The organism is Staphylococcus sp. SM3655, from assembly GCF_016917315.1.
Lineage (GTDB): Bacteria > Bacillota > Bacilli > Staphylococcales > Staphylococcaceae > Staphylococcus > Staphylococcus aureus.
Genome location: NZ_CP070305.1, coordinates 1080548 through 1103172, shown reverse-complemented (window position 1 = coordinate 1103172; position 22625 = coordinate 1080548). Strand labels below are relative to the sequence as shown.

General features: G+C 31.7%; 26 protein-coding genes and 1 pseudogene. 6 read left to right on the top strand and 21 right to left on the bottom strand.

The genetic code is table 11. From position 1 onward, the window contains the following. Positions 1-2 precede the first annotated feature (2 nt). The 6 genes and pseudogenes from JQN76_RS14195 to JQN76_RS05325 all read right to left on the bottom strand — a co-directional run. Positions 3-80: pseudogene (locus tag JQN76_RS14195) on the bottom strand (hypothetical protein); the annotation flags it as partial. Positions 81-114: 34 nt separating this feature from the next. Then, entirely contained in the window at positions 115-381 is a 267-nt protein-coding gene (locus JQN76_RS05345; protein WP_000113262.1) for a Txe/YoeB family addiction module toxin, read from the bottom strand. Beyond that, positions 381-632 carry a type II toxin-antitoxin system Phd/YefM family antitoxin gene (locus tag JQN76_RS05340; RefSeq protein ID WP_000584499.1) on the bottom strand — a complete coding sequence of 84 codons (252 nt, stop codon included), beginning with the start codon at positions 630-632 and terminating at the stop codon, positions 381-383. The genes JQN76_RS05345 and JQN76_RS05340 overlap by 1 nt, the downstream gene beginning before the upstream one ends. A gap of 164 nt (positions 633-796) precedes the next feature. Next, a complete protein-coding gene (locus JQN76_RS05335; protein ID WP_031774922.1) occupies positions 797-898 on the bottom strand; it encodes a hypothetical protein in 102 nt (33 codons plus the stop codon). Positions 899-904: 6 nt separating this feature from the next. Then, on the bottom strand, positions 905-1504 hold the full coding sequence (locus tag JQN76_RS05330) for a DsbA family protein (RefSeq protein ID WP_000162813.1): 600 nt from the start codon (positions 1502-1504) through the stop codon (positions 905-907). Positions 1505-1522: 18 nt separating this feature from the next. After that, positions 1523-1885: a DUF4467 domain-containing protein gene (locus JQN76_RS05325; RefSeq protein ID WP_000819843.1), complete on the bottom strand. Its 363-nt coding sequence runs from the start codon at positions 1883-1885 to the stop codon at positions 1523-1525. A 254-nt stretch (positions 1886-2139) separates the two neighbouring features. Between JQN76_RS05325 and fmhA the strand changes: the two genes are divergently transcribed. Further along, the gene (fmhA, locus tag JQN76_RS05320; protein ID WP_001012223.1) at positions 2140-3390 is read left to right on the top strand and encodes a FemA/FemB family glycyltransferase FmhA; all 1251 of its coding nucleotides are present in this window, start codon (positions 2140-2142) and stop codon (positions 3388-3390) included. A 78-nt stretch (positions 3391-3468) separates the two neighbouring features. Here the strand turns inward: fmhA and JQN76_RS05315 are convergent, their stop codons facing one another. The 5 genes from JQN76_RS05315 to mdeA form a co-directional block, all read right to left on the bottom strand. Further along, positions 3469-4788, bottom strand: a complete 1320-nt coding sequence (locus tag JQN76_RS05315; protein WP_001808146.1) for an ISL3-like element IS1181 family transposase — start codon at positions 4786-4788, stop codon at positions 3469-3471. A 222-nt stretch (positions 4789-5010) separates the two neighbouring features. After that, positions 5011-5742 (bottom strand): amino acid ABC transporter ATP-binding protein, encoded by a 732-nt coding sequence (locus JQN76_RS05310; protein WP_000615461.1) that lies wholly within the window; start codon positions 5740-5742, stop codon positions 5011-5013. Continuing rightward, positions 5739-6458, bottom strand: a complete 720-nt coding sequence (locus JQN76_RS05305) for an amino acid ABC transporter permease (protein WP_000479576.1) — start codon at positions 6456-6458, stop codon at positions 5739-5741. The genes JQN76_RS05310 and JQN76_RS05305 overlap by 4 nt, the downstream gene beginning before the upstream one ends. Continuing rightward, complete coding sequence (locus JQN76_RS05300) at positions 6439-7218, bottom strand: transporter substrate-binding domain-containing protein (protein ID WP_000825921.1); 780 nt, start codon at positions 7216-7218, stop codon at positions 6439-6441. Before JQN76_RS05300 ends, JQN76_RS05305 begins: the two co-directional genes overlap by 20 nt. A gap of 120 nt (positions 7219-7338) precedes the next feature. Continuing rightward, entirely contained in the window at positions 7339-8778 is a 1440-nt protein-coding gene (mdeA, locus tag JQN76_RS05295) for a multidrug efflux MFS transporter MdeA (protein WP_000038960.1), read from the bottom strand. A 173-nt stretch (positions 8779-8951) separates the two neighbouring features. On the opposite strand from mdeA, the gene JQN76_RS05290 reads away from it, so the two are divergent. Then, positions 8952-9056, top strand: a complete 105-nt coding sequence (locus JQN76_RS05290) for a putative metal homeostasis protein (protein WP_000762708.1) — start codon at positions 8952-8954, stop codon at positions 9054-9056. Positions 9057-9209: 153 nt separating this feature from the next. Here the strand turns inward: JQN76_RS05290 and JQN76_RS05285 are convergent, their stop codons facing one another. The 3 genes from JQN76_RS05285 to JQN76_RS05275 form a co-directional block, all read right to left on the bottom strand. After that, positions 9210-9896, bottom strand: a complete 687-nt coding sequence (locus tag JQN76_RS05285; protein ID WP_001125208.1) for a 2,3-diphosphoglycerate-dependent phosphoglycerate mutase — start codon at positions 9894-9896, stop codon at positions 9210-9212. Positions 9897-10222: 326 nt separating this feature from the next. After that, on the bottom strand, positions 10223-11089 hold the full coding sequence (locus JQN76_RS05280; protein WP_000019127.1) for a cation diffusion facilitator family transporter: 867 nt from the start codon (positions 11087-11089) through the stop codon (positions 10223-10225). 429 nt (positions 11090-11518) lie between these two features. Beyond that, entirely contained in the window at positions 11519-11623 is a 105-nt protein-coding gene (locus JQN76_RS05275; protein ID WP_001789935.1) for a hypothetical protein, read from the bottom strand. Positions 11624-11717: 94 nt separating this feature from the next. Here JQN76_RS05275 and sbi point away from each other — a divergent pair, with 94 nt between their 5' ends. From sbi to hlgB, 4 genes are all read left to right on the top strand, one after another. After that, the gene (sbi, locus tag JQN76_RS05270; RefSeq protein WP_000792570.1) at positions 11718-13031 is read left to right on the top strand and encodes an immunoglobulin-binding protein Sbi; all 1314 of its coding nucleotides are present in this window, start codon (positions 11718-11720) and stop codon (positions 13029-13031) included. A 535-nt stretch (positions 13032-13566) separates the two neighbouring features. Beyond that, positions 13567-14496 carry a bi-component gamma-hemolysin HlgAB subunit A gene (gene hlgA / locus JQN76_RS05265; RefSeq protein ID WP_000594519.1) on the top strand — a complete coding sequence of 310 codons (930 nt, stop codon included), beginning with the start codon at positions 13567-13569 and terminating at the stop codon, positions 14494-14496. Between the two features lie 566 nt (positions 14497-15062). Continuing rightward, the gene (gene hlgC, locus JQN76_RS05260) at positions 15063-16010 is read left to right on the top strand and encodes a bi-component gamma-hemolysin HlgCB subunit C (protein WP_000916713.1); all 948 of its coding nucleotides are present in this window, start codon (positions 15063-15065) and stop codon (positions 16008-16010) included. A 1-nt stretch (position 16011) separates the two neighbouring features. After that, entirely contained in the window at positions 16012-16989 is a 978-nt protein-coding gene (hlgB, locus tag JQN76_RS05255; RefSeq protein ID WP_000783428.1) for a bi-component gamma-hemolysin HlgAB/HlgCB subunit B, read from the top strand. Between the two features lie 51 nt (positions 16990-17040). Here the strand turns inward: hlgB and JQN76_RS05250 are convergent, their stop codons facing one another. From JQN76_RS05250 to JQN76_RS05220, 7 genes are read right to left on the bottom strand one after another with little or no spacing between them, the layout of a single operon-like run. Beyond that, positions 17041-17508, bottom strand: coding sequence for a QueT transporter family protein (locus JQN76_RS05250; protein WP_000200948.1), 468 nt, complete (start codon positions 17506-17508; stop codon positions 17041-17043). A gap of 10 nt (positions 17509-17518) precedes the next feature. Beyond that, complete coding sequence (locus JQN76_RS05245; protein WP_000286877.1) at positions 17519-18211, bottom strand: 6-carboxyhexanoate--CoA ligase; 693 nt, start codon at positions 18209-18211, stop codon at positions 17519-17521. A gap of 10 nt (positions 18212-18221) precedes the next feature. After that, positions 18222-19337 carry an aminotransferase class I/II-fold pyridoxal phosphate-dependent enzyme gene (locus tag JQN76_RS05240; RefSeq protein WP_000971550.1) on the bottom strand — a complete coding sequence of 372 codons (1116 nt, stop codon included), beginning with the start codon at positions 19335-19337 and terminating at the stop codon, positions 18222-18224. Then, on the bottom strand, positions 19315-20322 hold the full coding sequence (bioB, locus tag JQN76_RS05235; protein WP_001046640.1) for a biotin synthase BioB: 1008 nt from the start codon (positions 20320-20322) through the stop codon (positions 19315-19317). The genes JQN76_RS05240 and bioB overlap by 23 nt, the downstream gene beginning before the upstream one ends. Position 20323: 1 nt before the next feature. Then, a complete protein-coding gene (gene bioA, locus JQN76_RS05230) occupies positions 20324-21682 on the bottom strand; it encodes an adenosylmethionine--8-amino-7-oxononanoate transaminase (protein ID WP_001110071.1) in 1359 nt (452 codons plus the stop codon). After that, on the bottom strand, positions 21660-22346 hold the full coding sequence (gene bioD / locus JQN76_RS05225) for a dethiobiotin synthase (RefSeq protein WP_001217916.1): 687 nt from the start codon (positions 22344-22346) through the stop codon (positions 21660-21662). Before bioD ends, bioA begins: the two co-directional genes overlap by 23 nt. Positions 22347-22400: 54 nt before the next feature. Further along, positions 22401-22568, bottom strand: coding sequence for a hypothetical protein (locus JQN76_RS05220; protein ID WP_001790576.1), 168 nt, complete (start codon positions 22566-22568; stop codon positions 22401-22403). Positions 22569-22625: the final 57 nt, after the last annotated feature.

The window sequence follows — 22625 nt, the reverse complement described above, 5'->3', positions numbered from 1 at the left end:
CGAACGTCATAATATAAGAAAAAAAAGACAATCTCTATCATATTGCTAATAGAAATTGCCTTTTCATATTGTCCTAAAATAACTTACCCTATTTTTATAGTGTGACTTTTAGATTTAATAATGGTATTTACATGATGCTATTTTTATATGATTGTCATCTACTGTATAAACCAATCTATGTTCGTGATTGATACGTCTACTATAATACCCAGTCAGATTCGATTTTAACTTTTCAGGCTTACCTATACCTTCCAATGCACCATTTCTGTCAATACTTTTAAGTAACTCATTAATCTTCTTCACCATTTTTTTATCGTTCTGCTGAAAATACTTATAATCTTCAAAGGCTTGAGGCGAAAACGTAATATTTAACCTAGCCATTATACATCTATATCTTTCGTTATAGTTTTCCCACGTTCTAGATCTGCAATTGATTGAGCTAAGTGTTCAGCATTATTTGGGTTCTGTTGGAGGTAAAGTGTTTCCATCATGGAGTTATAATCTGATTCTGACATGATTACTACGTTTTTATCATCAGTAGATGTTACAGTTACCATATCACTATCATCATTTACTTTTGTCATAAGTGCCTTTAAATTCTGTCGAGCGTATGAATAATTTTTAATAATCATATTTATCGCCTCCTTTTAACACACCTCAATTGTACAAATATCTGTACAATAAAACAAGCGACACAGAAAAAAACTACTAATCAAGATTTCGCACGGGGAAGAATCAATACCTATCCTGTACTGATTCCCTACTAAACAATGTTTACATGATAATTTCCACCTATTTAGACTTCATACATTAAAAAGACAATCTCTATCATATCGCTAATAGAAATTGCCTTTTCGTATTGTCCTAATAAATTGGTATCACATACTGATCTCAACAATTAAGACTATTTGATTTTATCTTTTAATAACTTCTCATAACTTTCATAATCATATGGATCTTCAACTTTCTCGCCATTAATAAATGCAGTTGGTGTCGTTTTTATATGATTATCTTTCGCTATTTTTTTATCTTTCTCTGCAGCTTTCCAAGACTTGCTATCTTTTGTCTTGTAATCTTTTATAATTTTATTTTCCGTCTCTTTATCTAAATGCAGTTGTTTAATATGTTTATCTAATAGTTCTTTTGTTAACCATTCTTTATTTTCATCTTGCTGGGCAGCAAATAATTGCTTTTGAAAATCTAAAAATGATTTAGGTGCATACATCAATACTGCATGACTCGCACGCGAACCAACAATTGAGTCTTTACCTAAGAAAGCTAAATTGACAAATTGGTATTCCACTTTGTGATTATCTATATAATTTTTACGCAACTTTGGCATGACTTTTTCATCTAATTCTTTACAATAAGGACATTTATAGTCGCCATATACGACAACTAATGGTTTGCCGTTTTTCGAAGATGTCGTTGCTGATTCTTTTTTACCGCAAGCTGTTAAAATTAACATGCTCACTATAAATAATGTTAGTAATTTTTTAGTCATAATAACTCCTATTCATATCTAGTTCGTCATATTTTCTTCATGATAATCCGCATCATGTTGTTGATAATATCGTCTCGAATCAAAATCTTGCTTATATGATACACGTTTATCACTAAAATCATATGCATAATAATGCACTTCATCATCATTACTCAAAGGTTTATAAGCTAAAATGATAATTTTATCCTTATCATAGACATAAATATTAGCATCTTTGCGTTCAAAATGATCAACACGATCACCGTTGCCTTTTTTGGCAAGTTGTTCTTGTTTTTGATTTTGAATTTTAACTGCTTCATCTATTTCTTTCACATATTTATCATTACCACATCCTGATATAAAGACTAGTAATAATAATACCGTCGCCACAAATCGCTTCAATGCTCCCACTCCTACTATCAACTTCCAACTAACTTTCAATATAATTAATACTATACACCGTCAAACATCAATGCGCTACAACTACTACCAATGCATTTAATATAAATATCCAAAGAAATAACAGTTATGTATAGTCAAAGAAAAATATATTTTATTTTCTATGTGTATTTACAATCAGTTTTTGATAAAATAAAAAAATAGCATTATAAATAAATTCAAAAATTACAGTTCAATTCAGAGAGGGATGGGATAAAATGAACTTTGTAACGTTGACTTCGGATGAGTTCAATGCGTTTACAACAAAGCATTTTTCACATTACACACAATCAGCTATTCATTACAATCATAGAGTTGATTTAAAAGGCGATGTGCATCTTGTAGGAGTTAAAGATGACAATGGTCAAGTGATTGCAGGATGCTTATTGACAGAAGCACGCACACTTAAATTTTTCAAATATTTTTATACACATCGCGGGCCAGTGATGGATTATACAAATCAATCATTAGTAGCATTTTTCTTTAAAGCATTAACGTCATATTTAAAGAAACACAATTGTTTATATGTCCTTGTAGATCCATATTTAATTGAAAATTTACGCAATGCAGACGGTGAAATTGTTAAATCTTATGATAACCGAGCATTTGTTAGAACAATGGATAAATTAGGTTATAAACACCAAGGTTTCCCTGTAGGTTATGATTCAATGAGCCAAATCCGTTGGCTGTCAGTGTTAGATTTAAAAGATAAGACTGAAGACCAACTTTTAAAAGAAATGGATTATCAAACGAGACGTAATATTAAAAAAACATATGATATTGGTGTCAAAACTAAAACGTTAACGATTGATGAAACGCAAACTTTTTTCGACTTATTCCATATGGCTGAGGAAAAGCATGGTTTCAAATTCCGTGAGTTACCATACTTTGAAGAAATGCAAAAGTTATACGATGACCACGCCATGTTAAAGTTGGCTTATATTGATTTAAACGAGTATTTAAAAACGTTACAATTAAAGCAACAACAATTAACAGCTGAACTCTCAGGTGTTGAAGAAGCATTGGAAGAAAGTCCTAATTCAAAGAAAAATAAAACGAAACGCACACAGCTAGAACAACAGCTAAATAGCAATAAGCGTAAAATCGACAATACAATAGAACAAATTGAACAAGATGGTGCAGTCTTAAACTTAGCTTCTGCTTTATTTATCTACAATGAGCATGAAGTTTATTACTTATCTAGTGGTTCAAACCCTAAATATAATGCTTATATGGGTGCCTACCATTTGCAGTGGGAAATGATTAAGTTTGCTAAAGCGCATCATATTGATCGCTATAATTTTTATGGTATTACCGGTGACTTTTCAGAGTCATCAGAAGACTATGGCGTCCAACAATTCAAAAAAGGTTTTAACGCACATGTAGAAGAGTATATCGGTGACTTTATTAAGCCTATCAAACCAATGTTTTACAAAATTCAGCAGTATTTAAATCATAAACGTCGTTAAAATAGGTTCTCCACCAAATGTGGTGGGTATATAATTTAAAGAACTATTTTTAAAATACAACTTTTAGAGTTTTTATTATTAGGCGGCCAGTCCATTATTGGGCTTGGTTGTCTTCTTTTTTTCTCCTTTGTACAAGCTGAAAATCATCATTATACGTGCTTTAAAGTTGTTGAAATTTCTGTAACCAAAAGAAATTCGCTTGATTAATTTTATCTTATTATTAATTCCTTCTATAGCACCATTATTAAATGCTGGGTAATAAATTGTATTTCTTAACATCCTTTGATGTTTTCTATAATATTTAACCGCTTTCCATACACCCTTACTCACAGACTTTTTACTAACTGAATTTAAACGATTAATAAATTTAGGCCAATTACATAACCTTAGGTCTTTTCGTAATCCTTGGACAAGTTCGTAGGAGTGTCGTAGTATATCGTCTTTTGAAAGCATGAATTCTACAATGTCAGATGAGCGTTTATAAGCCTTAAAAGATTTATTCCATCTGTATTTACTAAATATGGTTTTACTAGTATCCATCAATAGGACTTTCCAGTTATTCTTAAAAATTGTATAATCAGGTCCTTTTTTATTACGGTATTCATTCATAACTTGTACACGATACTTATTAAGTTCTCTATTTAAATGTTGAACGATATGGAATCTGTCAAAAATAATAGCTGCATTAGGAAATAGGTCGCGAAATAATCGGACATAGGGTTCATACATGTCAATAGTAACCGTCTTAACTTGTTGTCGATTTTTTAAATCGAATCGCTCGAAATAGGCACGCAAGAATCTTGTAGTTCTATTTTCTAAAATATCTATAACATCATGAGTATCATTATCTATAAAAATGAAACTCATTGATCCAGTTACATTTTTAACGCTTTTAAATTCATCCATAGCGATGTGTTCTGGCAAACAATTAAAGGGTTTAATTCGTAATGAATTAGCCGCTTTAGTTCTAATACGACTTACAGTAGATGGAGAGATACAGTTATCTTCTGCAGTATCAATCTCTGTTTTAACTTTAGTAGCTTCTTCTATAACTTTTTGAGTAACACATCTTGAGATAAAACACGACTCATCAACAATTGACGTTTTAGCAGTAAAAGTGCCATTGCATTCTAAGCATTTAAAACGTTGTTTAGCTAAGTTGAGGTATGTGTTATACCCTTGAGTTTTAAGTAAAGTAATACGAGAAACACGCTTACCATGTTTATGAATTTGTCCTTCATTTTTAACTCCACAACAATAACAGGCCGAAGGCTTATACGTTAGTACAGCATTAACCACTGTTGCTTTTTTTCCTTTGATAATGACGTCAATTTCTTGGTTTATATATTTTATATTTTCATCTTTTATTCTTAGTAATTCTAAGGTATCATTACACATAGGCGCACTTGTCTCCTTTAGTTTGGGTTTGGTCACTTTAAATTATAGAGGCAATTGCGCTTTTTGTGTATTAAAAAAAGCAGGAAGTTTTACCTTCCCACCATAAAAGATGAAGAACCTTAAAAAAATATCGCTCCAAGATTATGACAACATAACAAAGAACCACGCATCATGTATATGGCTTCATCGCCATACTAAAACATGATACGTGGTTCTATTTGATTATTCTTCATTTATAACATTTAAGAAACGTCTTAATTCTTCTGTTTTCGGACGATTGAACATCTCTTCTGGAGCCCCTTGTTCTCCGATCATGCCTTCATGAATAAATACAATGTTATTAGATACTTCTTTAGCAAAACGCATTTCATGTGTCACAATGACCATTGTCATGCCTTCATTAGCCAAATCTTTAATAACCTTTAAAACATCATTCACAAGTTCAGGATCAAGTGCAGATGTTGGTTCATCAAACAACATCACTTTAGGGTTCATTGCTAGTGCTCTTGCAATAGCAACACGTTGTTGTTGACCACCTGATAATGCATGTGGACGTTGATCTTTGACATGTGTTAAACCAACTTTCTCAAGTAACTCAAGTGATTTCCCACGTGCCTCATCCTTTTTCAACTTTTTAACTGTGATAAGACCTTCCATTACATTTTCTAATGCCGTCTTATGCGGAAAAAGGTTATAACTTTGAAATACCATACCAGACTGTTTACGAACTTCTATTTGTGATTTTTTATCTTTAGATGTATATGTTTTGCCGTTAACATAAACTGTACCTTCAGTTGGAATTTCTAATGCATTAATCATACGTAACAATGTTGTTTTACCTGAACCAGATCGACCGATTAAGGTTACAACCTCACCTTGTTCAACAGATAAATCAATACCTTTGATGACTTCAACATCATTAAATGATTTATGGATATTGTTCAATTGAATCATGAGCGATACCCTCTTTCAATATAAGATTCATAGATACCTTGGATAATTGAAATAATAAAGCATACCACCCAGTACATTAGCGCAACTAACACATAAATTGTTAAATATTCATATGTTGTAGACGCAACTTCTTGAGCTTTTCTAAACATTTCAGCCACTAAAATAAATCCTAATAATGATGTATCTTTGATTAAACTTAAAAATGTATTACCTAGTGCAGGAATCGACACTCGAATTGCCTGCGGTAAAATGATACGTTGTATCGTTTGACCATACGTCATACCGATGGAATATGCAGCTTCTGTTTGTCCTTTCGGTATAGAAATAATACCGCCACGAATAATTTCCGAAGCATACGCACCTACATTTAATGATAAACCAATAATAGCAGCCACTACAGGTGCCAATGTCCATTGGTTGTCAGCGTCATTTGTTAATAATCTACCTAATTCTGGAATACCATAAAATATGATAAATAATTGTACTATCATTGGTGTTCCTCGAATAATAGATACATAGACACGTGAAATACTTCTTAAAATTTTACTCGTTGAAATTCGCATTAATGCTGTAAATAATGCAATAATCAATCCTAAAACAAATGTAACTAATGTAATAGGAATTGAATATTTGACCAAACCTTCTAGCATAGGTCCGAAAGCTTGTTTTGCAGCATCTAGCGCATGTTGTTGTTCGCTATTTAGATTTAGAAACATCTTGACCAAACCATTTCTTACCTATTTTAGCTAATTCACCGTTTTCCTCGATTTTTTTCAAGCCATCATTGAATTTTTGAACTGTTTCATCATCTGCTTTTTTAGAAAATGCAAATGCAGATCTACTTTGTTCAGCATTACCTTTGATTGCTTTGATCTTAGCATTAGGTTTTTGTTTTTTATAATCCAAGTATGACAGACTATCATTAAATGTACCATCAACACGCTTAGACAATAATAAATCCATTGATTGGTTAAAGCCATCAACTTTTGTAATATCAGCACCTTTATCCTTAGCTAATTTACCATAATTAGATGTGAATGTTTGTGCTAACTTCTTACCTTTAACATCATCAAAATCTTTAATATCTTTTTCATTTTCACGAATAACTAAAACAGCACTTGAGAATGTGTAAGGCTTAGAAAATTTATATTTCTTTTCTCTATCAGGATTTATACCCACTTGGTTCGCGATTACATCAAAACGCCCTGCGTCTAAACCTGCAAACATAGAATCCCAAGAAGTTTCATTAAATTTAAGTTTTAAACCTTCTTCTTTAGCCACTGCTTTAATAACATCAATATCGTAACCAGTTAATTTACCATCTTTATCATGGAAACTAAATGGTGCATAAGTCCCCTCAGTACCAACATTAATTGTCTTGCTATCTTTATTAGCTTCCTTGTCTTTTGACGAATTGTTTCCACATGCAGCCAATATGAAAACGAAAGCTATCATCACAAATAAAAGTCTTTTCATAGAATATATCTCCTTATTCTTATTATTCTAATCGGAATAAAAATATTTTAATCTGAAATGCCGGATAAGTCAATATGTTGAACTTTTGCTAAAAAGCTTTATATAGCTAGCAACTTATATTTATTGACGAGAATCAACTTCTTTTTTCTTACCTTGTAACATAAATGAACAAAAGAAACTAACAACTGTAATCAATAATGCAAATAAAAATCCAGCGTGATAACCATGCAACATCGTATCAACTTTAATTTGATTCATCATATCAATTTTGTTCATGCCATTATAGTCTGACATAGTTGGAGAAAAGTTTTTGCTTGCATGGGATAAAATAGTAATTAATGCAGCTGTTCCGATAGAACCAGCAATTTGTTGTACTGTGTTTGTCATAGATGAACCATGTGCATTCATTTCTGGCTTTAATTGATTCATCGTATGGGTCATTACTGGAATTAATCCTAACGCGATACCAACCATTCGAATCGCATAAACTGTTGCCAACATGATTGTTGATGTTTGTTCATCCATTACAACAAAATAAGCCGTAGTAATAACAACAATCGCCATACCTACTAAAGCAAGCTTTCTAGGACCAAACTTTTCATATAAAGCACCCGAAGTCATCGACATAAATGCCATAACAATTGCTCCTGGTAATAAAGTTAACCCAGAATCTAAAGCTGAACGATGCAATAAATTTTGCACAAAGATAGGTAAAATCGTTTCCGAACCAATCATCGATACCATTGTGACACCCATAATAATGATACCAACTGTAAATTGTTTATTTTTAAATACAGCAAAATTTAATAATGGTGTTGATAGCCGATATTGACGTAATACAAATAATGCGACTAAAACAACGCCTCCAATCATAGATACTAATACGATAGGATTATCAAAACCTTTTTCTGAAATTGAACTCGTTCCATACAATAACCCGCCGAAACCTAGTACAGAAAAAATGACAGAAATAAAATCAATAGGTACTTTAATTGTAGTTCCAACATTTTTTATCGTTTTAAATCCAATTAAAAATGTCACAGCTGCAATTGGAGCGACAACATGGAAAAGCGATCTCCAGTTAAAATATTCAACAAGGTAACCTGAAAGAGTAGGTCCAATAGCTGGTGCTAAACCAATTACCAAACCAAATATCCCCATATATTTACCGCGTTCATGCGGTTGGAAAACATCCAAAATCGTTGTCATCATCAATGGCATCATAATACCTGCGCCTAACGCCTGAATAATTCTAGCAACTAATAATGTTGCAAAGTGCGGACTCAAGCCGCCGAGTAATGTACCTAAGAAAAAGATAGAAATACCCACTAAAAACACTTGTCTTGTTGTATAACGTTGTATAACAAGCGCGGACAAAGGAATAACAATCCCATTAGTCAATAAAAAAGCTGTTGTCAACCATTGAACTTGTGTATATGAAATTTCAAAATCTTTCATAATACTTGGTAAAGCCGTCACTAATAGTGTTTCATTTAATAATCCAAAAAATCCACCCATCAGCATAGTAATAATCATCGTTAATTTTTGTTTCTTCGACATTTAAAGCTTCCCCCTCACCATCTAAAAAACAACACTCATTTTTAGATATCCGGTAATTATACCCATTTTCAAAAAAATTAGCACGACTTTATTACAATTTCTTTAAAACGTAATCATTACTATTTACATATGAGTAGTTATCGGTCATAATATATTTGCAAGGAGGGATAGAGATGAAATTAGATTTACAGACTGCTCGTCGTAATTTAAATAGCCCTAACATTAAAACAAGAAAGCGTGCTTTAAAGATTATTAAGCAACATAAAAGAGCGAAATAATTGTTTTAATTTGACTATATTGTATGTCTAACTATATTTTCGAGTATCCCTAGCTCGTTAATATAAACTCTATACTTAACTATTTCCTTACATTACTTCACATATTTAAGAGCTGCATATACACTCACTCCTTGTGTACATGCAGCTCTTTTTTTATAAGTAGTATTTATCTATAACTTCTAAATCATCCGTTAATTCATAAACAAGCGGTGCACCTGTTTTAATTTCATAATTAATGATATCTTCATCTGACACATCTTCAAGATATTTAATCAATGCGCGAATTGAATTTCCGTGTGCAGAAACTAATACCGTTTGACCATCTAGCAAATATTGTGAAATATGATCTGTCCAAAATGGTATCACTCGAACTAAAGTATCTTTCAGACTTTCAGAATAAGGCATCATACGTTTATCTAAATGATTATATCGACGATCAGCTAAGTAAGCTTCACGTTGTTCTTCGGTTTCAGCAGGTGGTTTCACATCATAAGAACGACGCCAAATATGTACTTGTTCTTCTCCAAATTCTTTTCTAGCATCATCTTTATTTAAGCCTTGCAATCCACCATAGTGGCGTTCATTTAAACGCCAGCTTTTATATACAGGAATCCATTGTTGTTTAGATTCAGTTAAAATATAATGCGTTGTATCTAAAGCACGTGTTAATAACGATGTAAAAGCTACATCGATGGCAATGTTATTTTCTCTTACTTTTTCACCTGCTCTAGTCGCTTCATTAATACCTTGTTCAGATAAATTAACATCTTCCCATCCAGTAAATAAGTTTTTAGCATTCCACTCGCTTTGTCCATGACGACATAAAATTAATTTTGGCATAACTTATAACCTCTTTCCTTTAATCTTTAGGACGTTATTTCAGGGATATTTTAAGATGATTTAATCTTAGTAATTTTCTTTTCAATATATTTTAAAATTCAATGATTAAATCAATTATCACTAGACATTAAATACATAAATCCTATTCCCCATTTTCATTTTTTAATTCATAAATGAATCAATAACCACCTAATAACAAATCATATTATACACCTTTGTTCGCCATTTTTCTAAGGTTTAAAAAATATTTTTAGGTGCACCTAAAAATAAATGTAATAAAAACGCCTACTCAGATATTTATATATCTATGAAGACGTTTAAATACATTATAGATGGTCTGGTTCTGGGTGAACGTATACTGAGGAAATACCTTTTTTGTGCAAATGATGTTCGACATTGTCACAAATTTGATGCGCTTCTACTAAGGAAAGGTTAGCATCTACAACAATTGTGACATCAATAAACACACTACTTCCATGGTAACGCCCTTTAATACTTTTAACTTCTTGTACTTCATCAACTTCTAAAATATCATTGCGATACGCTTCTAATTCAGTTTCATTGAAACCATCACTCAACATAAAAATTGCTTCTTTAAAAATACCAAAACCAGTATAAACGATTAGTAAGCCTAGTAATGTTGCTAAAATAATATCGACAATTGGGAAACCGATTTGCGTAAAAATTAATCCTATCGCTGTTCCAATGCTGACTAAACTATCTGATAAATTATCTTTGGCAGCCGAATTTAAAGAACTACTTTTCGTTCTTTTCGCTAGTCTTTGATTGACTGCAAATACAATCAACATTACAAGACCACTGATTAAGCTGACGATAATTGTTATTGCGTTAGGTACAACGTCATCTTCTTTGAACAAACGAGGTGCATTTTGAATAACTACTTGGATACCTACAAACATAATGACAAATGACACCAATAATGAAGAAATATTTTCAGACTTCAAATGGCCATAAGGATGATTTCGATCTGCAGGTTTAATTGAAATTTTCAATCCAATAATAACAGCTAAAGAAACGATAATATCTGTCATATTGTTTAATGCGTCGGCTCTTACAGCTGCAGAGTTAAAGACAAAACCCGTGACATACTTAACAATAGATAAGATTATATATACAATTAAACTCAAATAAGCACCGCGTTGCGCCAATTTAAGATTTTCATTATGAGACATGCGTTGAACCACCTTGAATTAGTATAGTAACAATATTATGAATGATTTATTTTAAATTTACAACGTTTTTAATTTTTATAAATTTTTATAAAATTAAACTAATTTATTCATTCGCAACCCCTAAAAATAATTTTTAGCCTTTCTACGAATTTTACGAGCTAGAAAGGCTTATGCAGTTGACGTCTTACGTCCAACTGCGTTCCTTCGTCTTCTTCAAATTTATTTGTTAGAAAGGTGCCCAACCCTTCCTGCTTGTTAACTTTCGTCTCGAAAGTTTCTATATTGGGACCCTATGCATTAGTTGCGAAGCTATCTAATGTCATGACCTAATTATATAGAAGAAAAAGTGCATCAGTGACAAATTAAATGAGATTTCTACTCTACCAAACTCTCTTCGAAAGACAATTTTCTCCTCTATTTATTAGCAAACTATTGCATTTCTCCATATAGTACTTCCTTACTTAAAATACGCTGAATGTTCTGAATTAAACGCTTTTTTACATAGTTAACACTAGTTAATCTATTAGTTAACATTAGTTAATAATTAGTTAATTTCCATTTGTATTCTCATGTGATAAATTCTAAAAGCATACAATAAATTTAATATGTAAAAAGAAAGGGAATACACATGAAAAATAAATATATCTCGAAGTTGCTAGTTGGGGCAGCAACAATTACTTTAGCTACAATGATTTCAAATGGGGAAGCAAAAGCGAGTGAAAACACGCAACAAACTTCAACTAAGCACCAAACAACTCAAAACAACTACGTAACAGATCAACAAAAAGCTTTTTATCAAGTATTACATCTAAAAGGTATCACAGAAGAACAACGTAACCAATACATCAAAACATTACGCGAACACCCAGAACGTGCACAAGAAGTATTCTCTGAATCACTTAAAGACAGCAAGAACCCAGACCGACGTGTTGCACAACAAAACGCTTTTTACAATGTTCTTAAAAATGATAACTTAACTGAACAAGAAAAAAATAATTACATTGCACAAATTAAAGAAAACCCTGATAGAAGCCAACAAGTTTGGGTAGAATCAGTACAATCTTCTAAAGCTAAAGAACGTCAAAATATTGAAAATGCGGATAAAGCAATTAAAGATTTCCAAGATAACAAAGCACCACACGATAAATCAGCAGCATATGAAGCTAACTCAAAATTACCTAAAGATTTACGTGATAAAAATAACCGCTTTGTAGAAAAAGTTTCAATTGAAAAAGCAATCGTTCGTCATGATGAGCGTGTGAAATCAGCAAATGATGCAATCTCAAAATTAAATGTAAAAGATTCAATTGAAAACAGACGTTTAGCACAACGTGAAGTTAACAAAGCACCTATGGATGTAAAAGAGCATTTACAGAAACAATTAGACGCATTAGTAGCTCAAAAAGATGCTGAAAAGAAAGTGGCGCCAAAAGTTGAGGCTCCTCAAATTCAATCACCACAAATTGAAAAACCTAAAGCAGAATCACCAAAAGTTGAAGTCCCTCAAATCCAATCACCAAAAGTTGAGGTTCCTCAATCTAAATTATTAGGTTACTACCAATCATTAAAAGATTCATTTAACTATGGTTACAAGTATTTAACAGATACTTATAAAAGCTATAAAGAAAAATATGATACAGCAAAGTACTACTATAATAAATATTACCAATATAAAGGTTTAATTGACCAAACAGTTTTAACAACAATCGGTAGTGGTTATGGTTCATACATTAAACCTCTTGAAGTGAGCAAAGAAAGCGGGAATTTGGCTAAATCATATGCACAAGTAAGAAACTATGTAACTGAGTCAATCAACACTGGTAAAGTGTTATACGCATTTTACCAAAAACCAGAATTAGTAAAAACAGCTATTAAAGCTCAAGAAACAGCAACAACTTTCAAAAACGCTTTAACAGGCATATTCAAATCATTCTGGAAATAATCAATCAAAAGTATCTTCTCTAGTTTTACATCATTTTTTAAATAATTTTCGTAATAAACCGTGATTAAAAAGAACCGTAGATTCTCAATCGAATCTACGGTTCTTTTTTCATTATCCATCAATTAAATGTTTCTTCGCTATTTGTCAGCCCACTTTTTTATCTGCGACTTGTTAAATAATCCTTACATCGTTAACGAATAGTTCATCATTTAGTTGAATCAGCTCAACTTTATTAACTTCAAATTTTCACAAACTGTTGCGCAATCCATTCCTCTTCCACTACAAGCACCATAATTAAACAACAATCCAATAGAATAAGACTTGCAAAACATAGTTATGTAGCTATATAAACGCCTGCGACCAATAAATCTTTTAAACATAACATAATGCAAAAACATCATTTAACAATGATAAAAATGTCTCTTCAATACATGTTGATAGTAATTAACTTTTAACGAACAGTTAATTCGAAAACGCTTACAAATAGATTATTATATATATGAACTTAAAATTAAATAGAAAGAAAGTGATTTCTATGATTAAAAATAAAATATTAACAGCAACTTTAGCAGTTGGTTTAATAGCCCCTTTAGCCAATCCATTTATAGAAATTTCTAAAGCAGAAAATAAGATAGAAGATATCGGCCAAGGTGCAGAAATCATCAAAAGAACACAAGACATTACTAGCAAACGATTAGCTATAACTCAAAACATTCAATTTGATTTTGTAAAAGATAAAAAATATAACAAAGATGCCCTAGTTGTTAAGATGCAAGGCTTCATCAGCTCTAGAACAACATATTCAGACTTAAAAAAATATCCATATATTAAAAGAATGATATGGCCATTTCAATATAATATCAGTTTGAAAACGAAAGACTCTAATGTTGATTTAATCAATTATCTTCCTAAAAATAAAATTGATTCAGCAGATGTTAGTCAGAAATTAGGCTATAATATCGGCGGAAACTTCCAATCAGCGCCATCAATCGGAGGCAGTGGCTCATTCAACTACTCTAAAACAATTAGTTATAATCAAAAAAACTATGTTACTGAAGTAGAAAGTCAGAACTCTAAAGGTGTTAAATGGGGAGTGAAAGCAAATTCATTCGTTACACCGAATGGTCAAGTATCTGCATATGATCAATACTTATTTGCACAAGACCCAACTGGTCCAGCAGCAAGAGACTATTTCGTCCCAGATAATCAATTACCTCCTTTAATTCAAAGTGGCTTTAATCCATCATTTATTACAACATTGTCACACGAAAGAGGTAAAGGTGATAAAAGCGAGTTTGAAATCACTTACGGCAGAAACATGGATGCTACATATGCTTACGTGACAAGACATCGTTTAGCCGTTGATAGAAAACATGATGCTTTTAAAAACCGAAACGTTACAGTTAAATATGAAGTGAACTGGAAAACACATGAAGTAAAAATTAAAAGCATCACACCTAAGTAAACAGTTCAATCATTTTATAAAATCCTGGGACACTTCATACTTGTCTCAGGATTTTTTAACATATTGAATCAGCCTCATAACATTAAATTAATTTATCGTATATTAAATTTAATAATAACAACTGATTTTTATAAGAACAAAGTATCACACCATAGTAGATACACAAATAATACAAATGAATCCATTTAAGTTGAAAGCTTAAATAAATATTCTCAAGTTAATAAATAATTAACTTTTAGATGGATTCATCAAAAATCGTAAAAAGAACAATTTGTATTTTACAAACATTAATTAAAAATAAAAGCAAGACATTCGTGCAATCGGTTACCTTAAATTGTTTACAACTGTTAACAATACCAAGGTTTTATTAACTATATTTCTCACAAAATTAGCTTTTAGCATTCCAAACAAAAAAGGTTAAATTGAACGGAATTATGGCATTTTTAACTTAATTGTAAAAAAAGTTGATAATGGTCAATTGTTAATGAACAGTTAATTATAATAACGCCCAAAATATATTATTATTTAATTAAGTTAAATAAAATTATAGAAAGAAAGTGAAACTTATGCTTAAAAATAAAATATTAACTACAACTTTATCTGTGAGCTTACTTGCCCCTCTTGCCAATCCGTTATTAGAAAATGCTAAAGCTGCCAACGATACTGAAGACATCGGTAAAGGAAGCGATATAGAAATTATCAAAAGGACAGAAGATAAAACAAGTAATAAATGGGGCGTGACTCAAAATATTCAATTTGATTTTGTGAAGGATAAAAAATATAACAAAGATGCTTTGATATTAAAGATGCAAGGATTCATTAGCTCTAGAACAACATATTACAACTATAAAAAAACTAATCATGTTAAAGCTATGCGATGGCCATTCCAATATAATATTGGTTTAAAAACAAATGATAAATATGTTTCTTTAATTAATTATTTACCTAAAAATAAAATTGAATCTACAAACGTGAGTCAGACATTAGGATACAATATCGGTGGTAATTTCCAATCAGCCCCATCACTCGGTGGTAATGGATCATTTAACTATTCTAAATCGATTAGCTATACACAACAAAATTATGTAAGTGAAGTAGAACAACAAAACTCAAAAAGTGTTTTATGGGGCGTCAAAGCGAATTCATTCGCCACTGAATCAGGTCAAAAATCAGCCTTTGATAGCGATTTATTTGTAGGCTACAAACCTCATAGTAAAGATCCTAGAGATTATTTCGTTCCAGACAGTGAGTTACCACCTCTTGTACAAAGTGGATTTAACCCTTCATTTATCGCCACAGTATCTCATGAAAAAGGTTCAAGCGATACAAGCGAATTTGAAATTACTTACGGAAGAAACATGGATGTCACTCATGCCATTAAAAGATCAACGCATTATGGCAACAGTTATTTAGACGGACATAGAGTCCATAATGCATTTGTAAATAGAAACTATACTGTGAAATACGAGGTCAATTGGAAGACTCATGAAATCAAGGTGAAAGGACAGAATTGATATGAAAATGAATAAATTAGTCAAATCATCCGTTGCTACATCTATGGCATTATTATTACTTTCTGGTACTGCTAATGCTGAAGGTAAAATAACACCAGTCAGCGTAAAAAAAGTCGATGACAAAGTTACTTTATACAAAACAACAGCCACAGCAGATTCTGATAAATTTAAAATTTCACAGATTTTAACATTTAATTTCATCAAAGATAAAAGTTATGATAAAGATACTTTAGTACTTAAAGCTACTGGGAATATTAACTCAGGCTTTGTGAAACCTAATCCTAATGACTATGACTTTTCAAAATTATATTGGGGAGCTAAATACAATGTATCTATAAGCTCACAATCTAATGATTCAGTAAACGTCGTTGATTATGCACCAAAAAATCAAAATGAAGAGTTTCAAGTTCAAAATACTTTAGGCTATACATTTGGTGGTGACATTAGTATCTCTAATGGTTTATCTGGTGGACTTAATGGAAATACAGCTTTTTCTGAAACAATTAATTATAAACAAGAAAGTTACAGAACAACATTAAGTCGCAACACAAATTATAAAAATGTTGGCTGGGGAGTTGAAGCACATAAAATTATGAATAATGGTTGGGGACCTTATGGAAGAGATAGCTTCCACCCAACATATGGTAATGAACTCTTCTTAGCTGGCAGACAAAGCAGTGCATACGCTGGCCAAAACTTCATAGCGCAACACCAAATGCCATTATTATCTAGAAGTAACTTCAATCCAGAATTTTTAAGCGTACTATCACACAGACAAGATGGCGCTAAAAAATCTAAAATTACAGTAACTTATCAACGTGAAATGGATTTATACCAAATTCGTTGGAATGGCTTCTACTGGGCAGGCGCAAATTATAAAAACTTTAAAACTAGAACATTTAAATCAACATATGAAATTGATTGGGAAAATCACAAAGTGAAATTGTTAGATACAAAAGAAACTGAAAACAATAAATAGCTAGTAAAACACGGTCGCCAACAGTAATTGTGACGACCGTGTTTTGATTTATTATCTTAGTAAGACTGCCATTCTTTTTCTCAATGTGAGATATAAAGGAATAGCTACAATTAAAGTGAATATTACGCCTGGAATCGCGTTTAACAACACTACCCACACAGGTAAATTTAAAATAATAGATAATAGTAGCCTAGATACCAAACTGCCTAATACACTTGCTAAAACTAATGATAGTACATTTATTTTCAATAAATAAACAACTGCAATAGCTATAACTCTAAATATAATAGAGATAATCACATTAATTGGATTAAATACGCCAAATACTAGTAATAATAGGCTAGATAATAATCCACCTAAAAAGTACTTTTTAATTCCAAAGAAAGCTAATATCAATAATGCTGCCGGTGCAGATAATTGAAAATCTAATCCTGGTATAATGGACGGTATTTTCAAAACTGCCAAAATGGTTAAAATCGCAGCAATGACACTAATTTGAGTAATATCTTTTGATGTCATACTAAAACCCCTATACCGTTTCATAAACAACTTGCTTCGGTGTGCTTTCTAAAAATGATATGTAATGATTTAAATCAATACAATCGTCCACAAATATTATTCTGCCTCCATATCTCGTATTAACTGGTTTAATATCAAACAATCGATGGTAACCAATTTTAGCAGAGGCAAAATAACCTGTCGTATACGTTAAGTCATCGGACACGCAAAGTTCTCCTTTGACATACGGATGCGCATTGATACAACTAGCAATTGCTAAGGCATCAGTCACTCTTTCATTAAGATCACCTTTATTATTTATATCTTCAAACGAAAAATGTGTTGCCCTAATCCCCCTTTGTCCAAATGAATCTAAACGTTTACCAGATATAGCAGATAGAATAATAGCTCCTGTATAAACCGTTTCATTTTTAATATATGTCATCCCTTGATTTAGCGCTTGTTCAGTGACACCACATTCTTGTGTTAAATGTTGGAGATTTGCTTTATCATCCTCAATAATTTGTAATGCTTTTATTTGTTGAATCGGTTCCATGATTTTTTGTATTTTTATATTGAGAAAATCCGGTTGCCCATTTTCATGAAAAAAACCTTTATTATAAAACCTTTGTACCGTCTGTTCTATTTTGTCAAACTCACAAATCGTTTCAGCACCACTAATATGAACATCTTGATTGCTAGAACGCATTTTTATACTATACATGACGATCACCTCAATCTTCTTGATGCAAAATTTCAAACAACCTATCTATATCTTGTTCAGTATGAAAATACGACAATGATATTCTTAACATTGGCTTAGTCACAGTTGGATACCTTAAATAACTTGTAAACACATGATGCTTTAATAATGTTTGATGAATGTTCTCAGCCGCTTCTATGTCATCAAACTCAATAAACTTAATCGGCGAGTTTGAACTATTATAATTAACATTGAGTGCTTTTAACTTTTGGTTAAAATATTTACTCAAACTATTTAATTTAGTGCGTCTATCATCAGCATTTATTAACTTTTCAATGTTTCTTTTTATAAAATACAAATTATAAATTGGCAAACTACTTGAGTAGATGAGTGGTCTACCGTGATTAATTAACATATCCTTCACATCATTTGAACTTAAAATCACACCCCCGTATGCACCACATGCTTTAGATAAACTAGAAGTGAGTATATCTACACCTTGATAATTCGAGTAATTCTCTATTCCAAAACTATGTGAAACATCGAGTATCAGTGTTGCGTTATATTTATGCTTTAATGAGACTAATTGACCAATATCCACAACGTCGCCATTCGTTGAAAATACACTATCAGATATGATTATTTTTGGTATATTTTGATTAGGGTATTTCTCTAACCTTTTTTCTAAATCAGCAATATCTAAATGCTTATATATCACTTTTTCTAAACCACTTAACTTAATACCGTCAATAATACTCGCATGATTTTCTTGATCTGAAAACACGACACAATTTGTATTTTTGAAAATATTAAATAACGCCAAATTAGCATCATAACCACTATTTAAGATAGTACATGCACTATATCCGAGCCAACCTGCTAACATTGTTTCAATTTCTTCATAAGCTGTCGAACTTCCACTAATTAATCTTGAACTTGATAAGTGATAACTATACTTCCGCATAAATCTTTCGAAATCATCCTTATCAAACGCTATTTGACCTAATCCTAAATAATCATTAGATGTATAGTTCGTACATCTCTTATTTTCTACTTCAATATACTGTCTATCTATATACCCTACCGATTTAAGCGACCGATATAACCCTTTCTGTTGTAATAAATCAATTTGCTCTTGAAACATCATTCTTGTTTTCCTTATTTTCACAAGTGTCATAATCAATTTCAAAGCCCAAATCATTAATCATATCGTAGTCTAATTGGTTCGGTTGCCCACCAGTAATTAGATAATCACCGACAAATATTGAATTCGCCGCTTTTAATGCTAATGGCTGTAACGAACGTAAGTTGACCTCTCTTCCTCCAGCAATACGAATTTCTTTCGTAGGATTGATTAATCGGAATAATGCTACGATTCTTAAACATTTCATTGGTGTTAAATCATCCATGCTTCCAAACTTTGTACCTTTGATTGGATGCAAAAAATTAATCGGAATACTGTCGGCATCCATTTCTTTTAAAGCAAATGCCATATCAACAATATCTTGATTAGATTCTCCCATACCACAAATCACGCCAGAACATGGTGATATATTATTCGCTTTCATTAGTTCTATCGTATCTGTTCTATCTTTATAACTATGCGTTGTCACGACGTTATCATGGTAATTTTCACTTGTATTAATATTGTGGTTATATCTGTCTACACCAGCTGACTTAAGTTTCTTAGCTTGTTCGTCATTCGTTAATCCTAAACATGCACAGATTTTTAGTTGCGGGTGTTGAGATTTAATCGTTCTTACAGTATTACTAATATGATCAACTTCTTTATCGCTCGGTCCTCTACCACTCATAACAATACAATATGTTCCAATATGATTATCATGTGCCACCTTTGCTCCATCGATAATTTTTTCCTCTGGAATTAAAGCATATCGCTGTTTTTGTTTAATATCTCGTGATTGTCCACAGTACCCACAATTTTCAGGACATATACCACTTTTAGCATTTAAAATCATGTTTAATTTTACTTTTTTACCAAAATAATGTTTTCTTAAAATGTACGCCTCATTTAATAAATCTAAGGTATCAATATTAGTATCCTCATAAATTTTCAATACAGTCTCTTTTGTTAATTGTTCCCCTTGTAATATGCGTTTAGCCAAATTCATATTAACACTTCCTATCTAAAATGTTATGTACTGCCTTTTTAAAAATACGTACCATCGTTTTCACTTCTTTATTTGACATACTTAACACTGGCACAAACGTAATGACATTTTCTAAATTTCTAATCATTAGCCCGTTTTCTTTACAATTACGTACAATACGTTCAACTTTTTCAATTTCTAACGGCGTTTTACTATCTTTATCTGTAACTAATTCAACTCCAAACATTAAGCCTCGTCCTCTTACATCACCAACATTTCGATGACGCTTCAGCGCATGTAACTGTTTCTCAAGTGTTGATGATGTCGTTTCAATATGTGACAATAACTTACGTTTTTCATAAAGTCTTATATTTTCTAATGCAACCGTACAAACGATTTGATTTCCGGTGTATGTATGACCATGGAAAAAGGTATTCACACCATGCGAATCACTTAAAAATGCATTGTATATTTTTTGAGATGTCAATGTAGCTGCAAGTGGTAAGTAGCCACCAGTAATCGCCTTACCTAAACACATAATATCCGGTTGAACATCTTCATGATTGCATGCAAACATCTTTCCAGTTCTCCCAAAACCAACTGCTACCTCATCACAAATTAATAAGACATCGTATTTTTTGCACAATTTCTCGACTTCTTTCAAAAAGCCTTTAGGATGAACAAACAAGCCTGTCGCACCTTGAATCAACGGTTCCAATATAAACCCTGCGATTTCATCATTTCTTTCAATTAGAATTTGCTCTATATTCGTTAAAATAGCTGTCATCATTTCATTTTCAGTATCGTAATTACTGCGATAGAAAGATGGGCTTTCTACTTGAATATTCTCAAATATTAAGTCTTTAAATATTTTATGAAAGGTCTTGATACCACCAACACTTACCGCACCAATCGTATCCCCATGATAACCGTGATTTAGCGTTATAAACTTGTTTTTCTTGGCATATTTTTCTCTATCAATATTTTTCCAATACTGATATGCCATCTTTATTGCGATTTCAACAGACGCACTGCCTGTATCAGAATAAAATACTTTTCTTAGATTACTTGGCGTGATTTCGATTAATTTTTCCGCAAGTTCTATTGACGGAATATTTGATGATCCTAGTAGCGTAGAATGGGCAATTTTATTGAGTTGCTTTTTAATTACCTTATTCAAGTATTTGTTATTATGACCATGCACATTGACCCACAACGATGCATAACCATCTAAATATTTATTGCCATTCGTATCGTAAAGGTAACTACCCTTTCCTTTTTCAATGATGATTGCTTCTTCTTTGCTATATACACCCATTTGTGTAAATGGATGCCAAACATATTCTGAGTCTTTTTGTTTAAGTTGTTGTGTGTAATTCATTTTTAACTCCTATTAATTGTTTTAAAAATGCTTCTGAGAAATTTTCATACGTGGCATGTTCTTCAAATGTATAGACTGTTTTATTTGTTAATTTTCCAATCGTAATTTGATTGTCTTTTTCAATATAGCTGTCTGTATAGCGATTCATTATTAAAAAATTACTCGCCGATACATTCTGATTAACATAATCTTGGTGAACAATGGCATCGCTAATAGCACCTAATTTTGATGGCAACACACTGATAACACAATCTGCACAATCATTGATTAAATCTTTAGTCATGTAGAAATCATCTGTACCTTCATATATTGGTACGGCAATTCCCCCAGCACCCTCAATTAAGATAAAATCAAATTCCTTATCTAAAACTTTTACCTTATCTAATACACGCTGCTTATTTAGAAAAATTTGATCTGTCATTTTAAATGCAAGGTGTGGTGATACAGGTTGCTTAAAAGTATAAAGTGACGTTATGTCATAGCTTAAATCACATTCATTTTTAAATACTTCTAAATCTGGAAATGTCCCGTCTTGGCGTTCCTCAGTTTGAAATGGTTTAAAAATACAAACTCGATGACCACGTGTTTTCAAAGCATGGTATAAATGCTTTGTAACATAGGTTTTGCCTACATCAGTATTCGTACTTGTAATAAAAATCCTCATAAAAAATAAGCACCTCAATCCGAATGTAAACTTTTATAATTAATAAGTTTACATTTAAGGCGCATGTTTTTCAAGAAAACATGAATTTAAACTTCTCAGTATAACTATAAATTTTGGCAAAATTTTGACCTTGCTATTGAAATGACTAAGACTTCTTAAGGAATTCGGGCAGATATAAACAGCGATTCGATAAAATATGTCAGTTAAAATTAATAATTGCATTATTTCTTAATAAAAAGACATCCTAGCTTTACCATCTTGTGAAACAATCCATTAATT

Coding starts and splice junctions, on each gene's coding strand:
- JQN76_RS05290 (WP_000762708.1), top strand. CDS start 8,952: ATGAAATTAGATTTACAGACTGCTCGTCGTAATTTAAATAGCCCTAAC.
- mdeA (WP_000038960.1), bottom strand. CDS start 8,778: ATGTCGAAGAAACAAAAATTAACGATGATTATTACTATGCTGATGGGT.
- JQN76_RS05330 (WP_000162813.1), bottom strand. CDS start 1,504: ATGACTAAAAAATTACTAACATTATTTATAGTGAGCATGTTAATTTTA.
- JQN76_RS05310 (WP_000615461.1), bottom strand. CDS start 5,742: ATGATTCAATTGAACAATATCCATAAATCATTTAATGATGTTGAAGTC.
- hlgB (WP_000783428.1), top strand. CDS start 16,012: ATGAAAATGAATAAATTAGTCAAATCATCCGTTGCTACATCTATGGCA.
- JQN76_RS05315 (WP_001808146.1), bottom strand. CDS start 4,788: ATGTGTAATGATACCTTAGAATTACTAAGAATAAAAGATGAAAATATA.
- bioD (WP_001217916.1), bottom strand. CDS start 22,346: ATGAGGATTTTTATTACAAGTACGAATACTGATGTAGGCAAAACCTAT.
- JQN76_RS05345 (WP_000113262.1), bottom strand. CDS start 381: ATGGCTAGGTTAAATATTACGTTTTCGCCTCAAGCCTTTGAAGATTAT.
- JQN76_RS05285 (WP_001125208.1), bottom strand. CDS start 9,896: ATGCCAAAATTAATTTTATGTCGTCATGGACAAAGCGAGTGGAATGCT.
- JQN76_RS05245 (WP_000286877.1), bottom strand. CDS start 18,211: ATGTATAGTATAAAAATGCGTTCTAGCAATCAAGATGTTCATATTAGT.
- JQN76_RS05220 (WP_001790576.1), bottom strand. CDS start 22,568: ATGCAATTATTAATTTTAACTGACATATTTTATCGAATCGCTGTTTAT.
- JQN76_RS05340 (WP_000584499.1), bottom strand. CDS start 632: ATGATTATTAAAAATTATTCATACGCTCGACAGAATTTAAAGGCACTT.
- sbi (WP_000792570.1), top strand. CDS start 11,718: ATGAAAAATAAATATATCTCGAAGTTGCTAGTTGGGGCAGCAACAATT.
- fmhA (WP_001012223.1), top strand. CDS start 2,140: ATGAACTTTGTAACGTTGACTTCGGATGAGTTCAATGCGTTTACAACA.
- JQN76_RS05280 (WP_000019127.1), bottom strand. CDS start 11,089: ATGTCTCATAATGAAAATCTTAAATTGGCGCAACGCGGTGCTTATTTG.
- JQN76_RS05275 (WP_001789935.1), bottom strand. CDS start 11,623: ATGTTAACTAATAGATTAACTAGTGTTAACTATGTAAAAAAGCGTTTA.
- JQN76_RS05305 (WP_000479576.1), bottom strand. CDS start 6,458: ATGTTTCTAAATCTAAATAGCGAACAACAACATGCGCTAGATGCTGCA.
- JQN76_RS05300 (WP_000825921.1), bottom strand. CDS start 7,218: ATGAAAAGACTTTTATTTGTGATGATAGCTTTCGTTTTCATATTGGCT.
- hlgC (WP_000916713.1), top strand. CDS start 15,063: ATGCTTAAAAATAAAATATTAACTACAACTTTATCTGTGAGCTTACTT.
- bioA (WP_001110071.1), bottom strand. CDS start 21,682: ATGAATTACACACAACAACTTAAACAAAAAGACTCAGAATATGTTTGG.
- bioB (WP_001046640.1), bottom strand. CDS start 20,322: ATGAATTTGGCTAAACGCATATTACAAGGGGAACAATTAACAAAAGAG.
- hlgA (WP_000594519.1), top strand. CDS start 13,567: ATGATTAAAAATAAAATATTAACAGCAACTTTAGCAGTTGGTTTAATA.
- JQN76_RS05240 (WP_000971550.1), bottom strand. CDS start 19,337: ATGATGTTTCAAGAGCAAATTGATTTATTACAACAGAAAGGGTTATAT.
- JQN76_RS05250 (WP_000200948.1), bottom strand. CDS start 17,508: ATGACATCAAAAGATATTACTCAAATTAGTGTCATTGCTGCGATTTTA.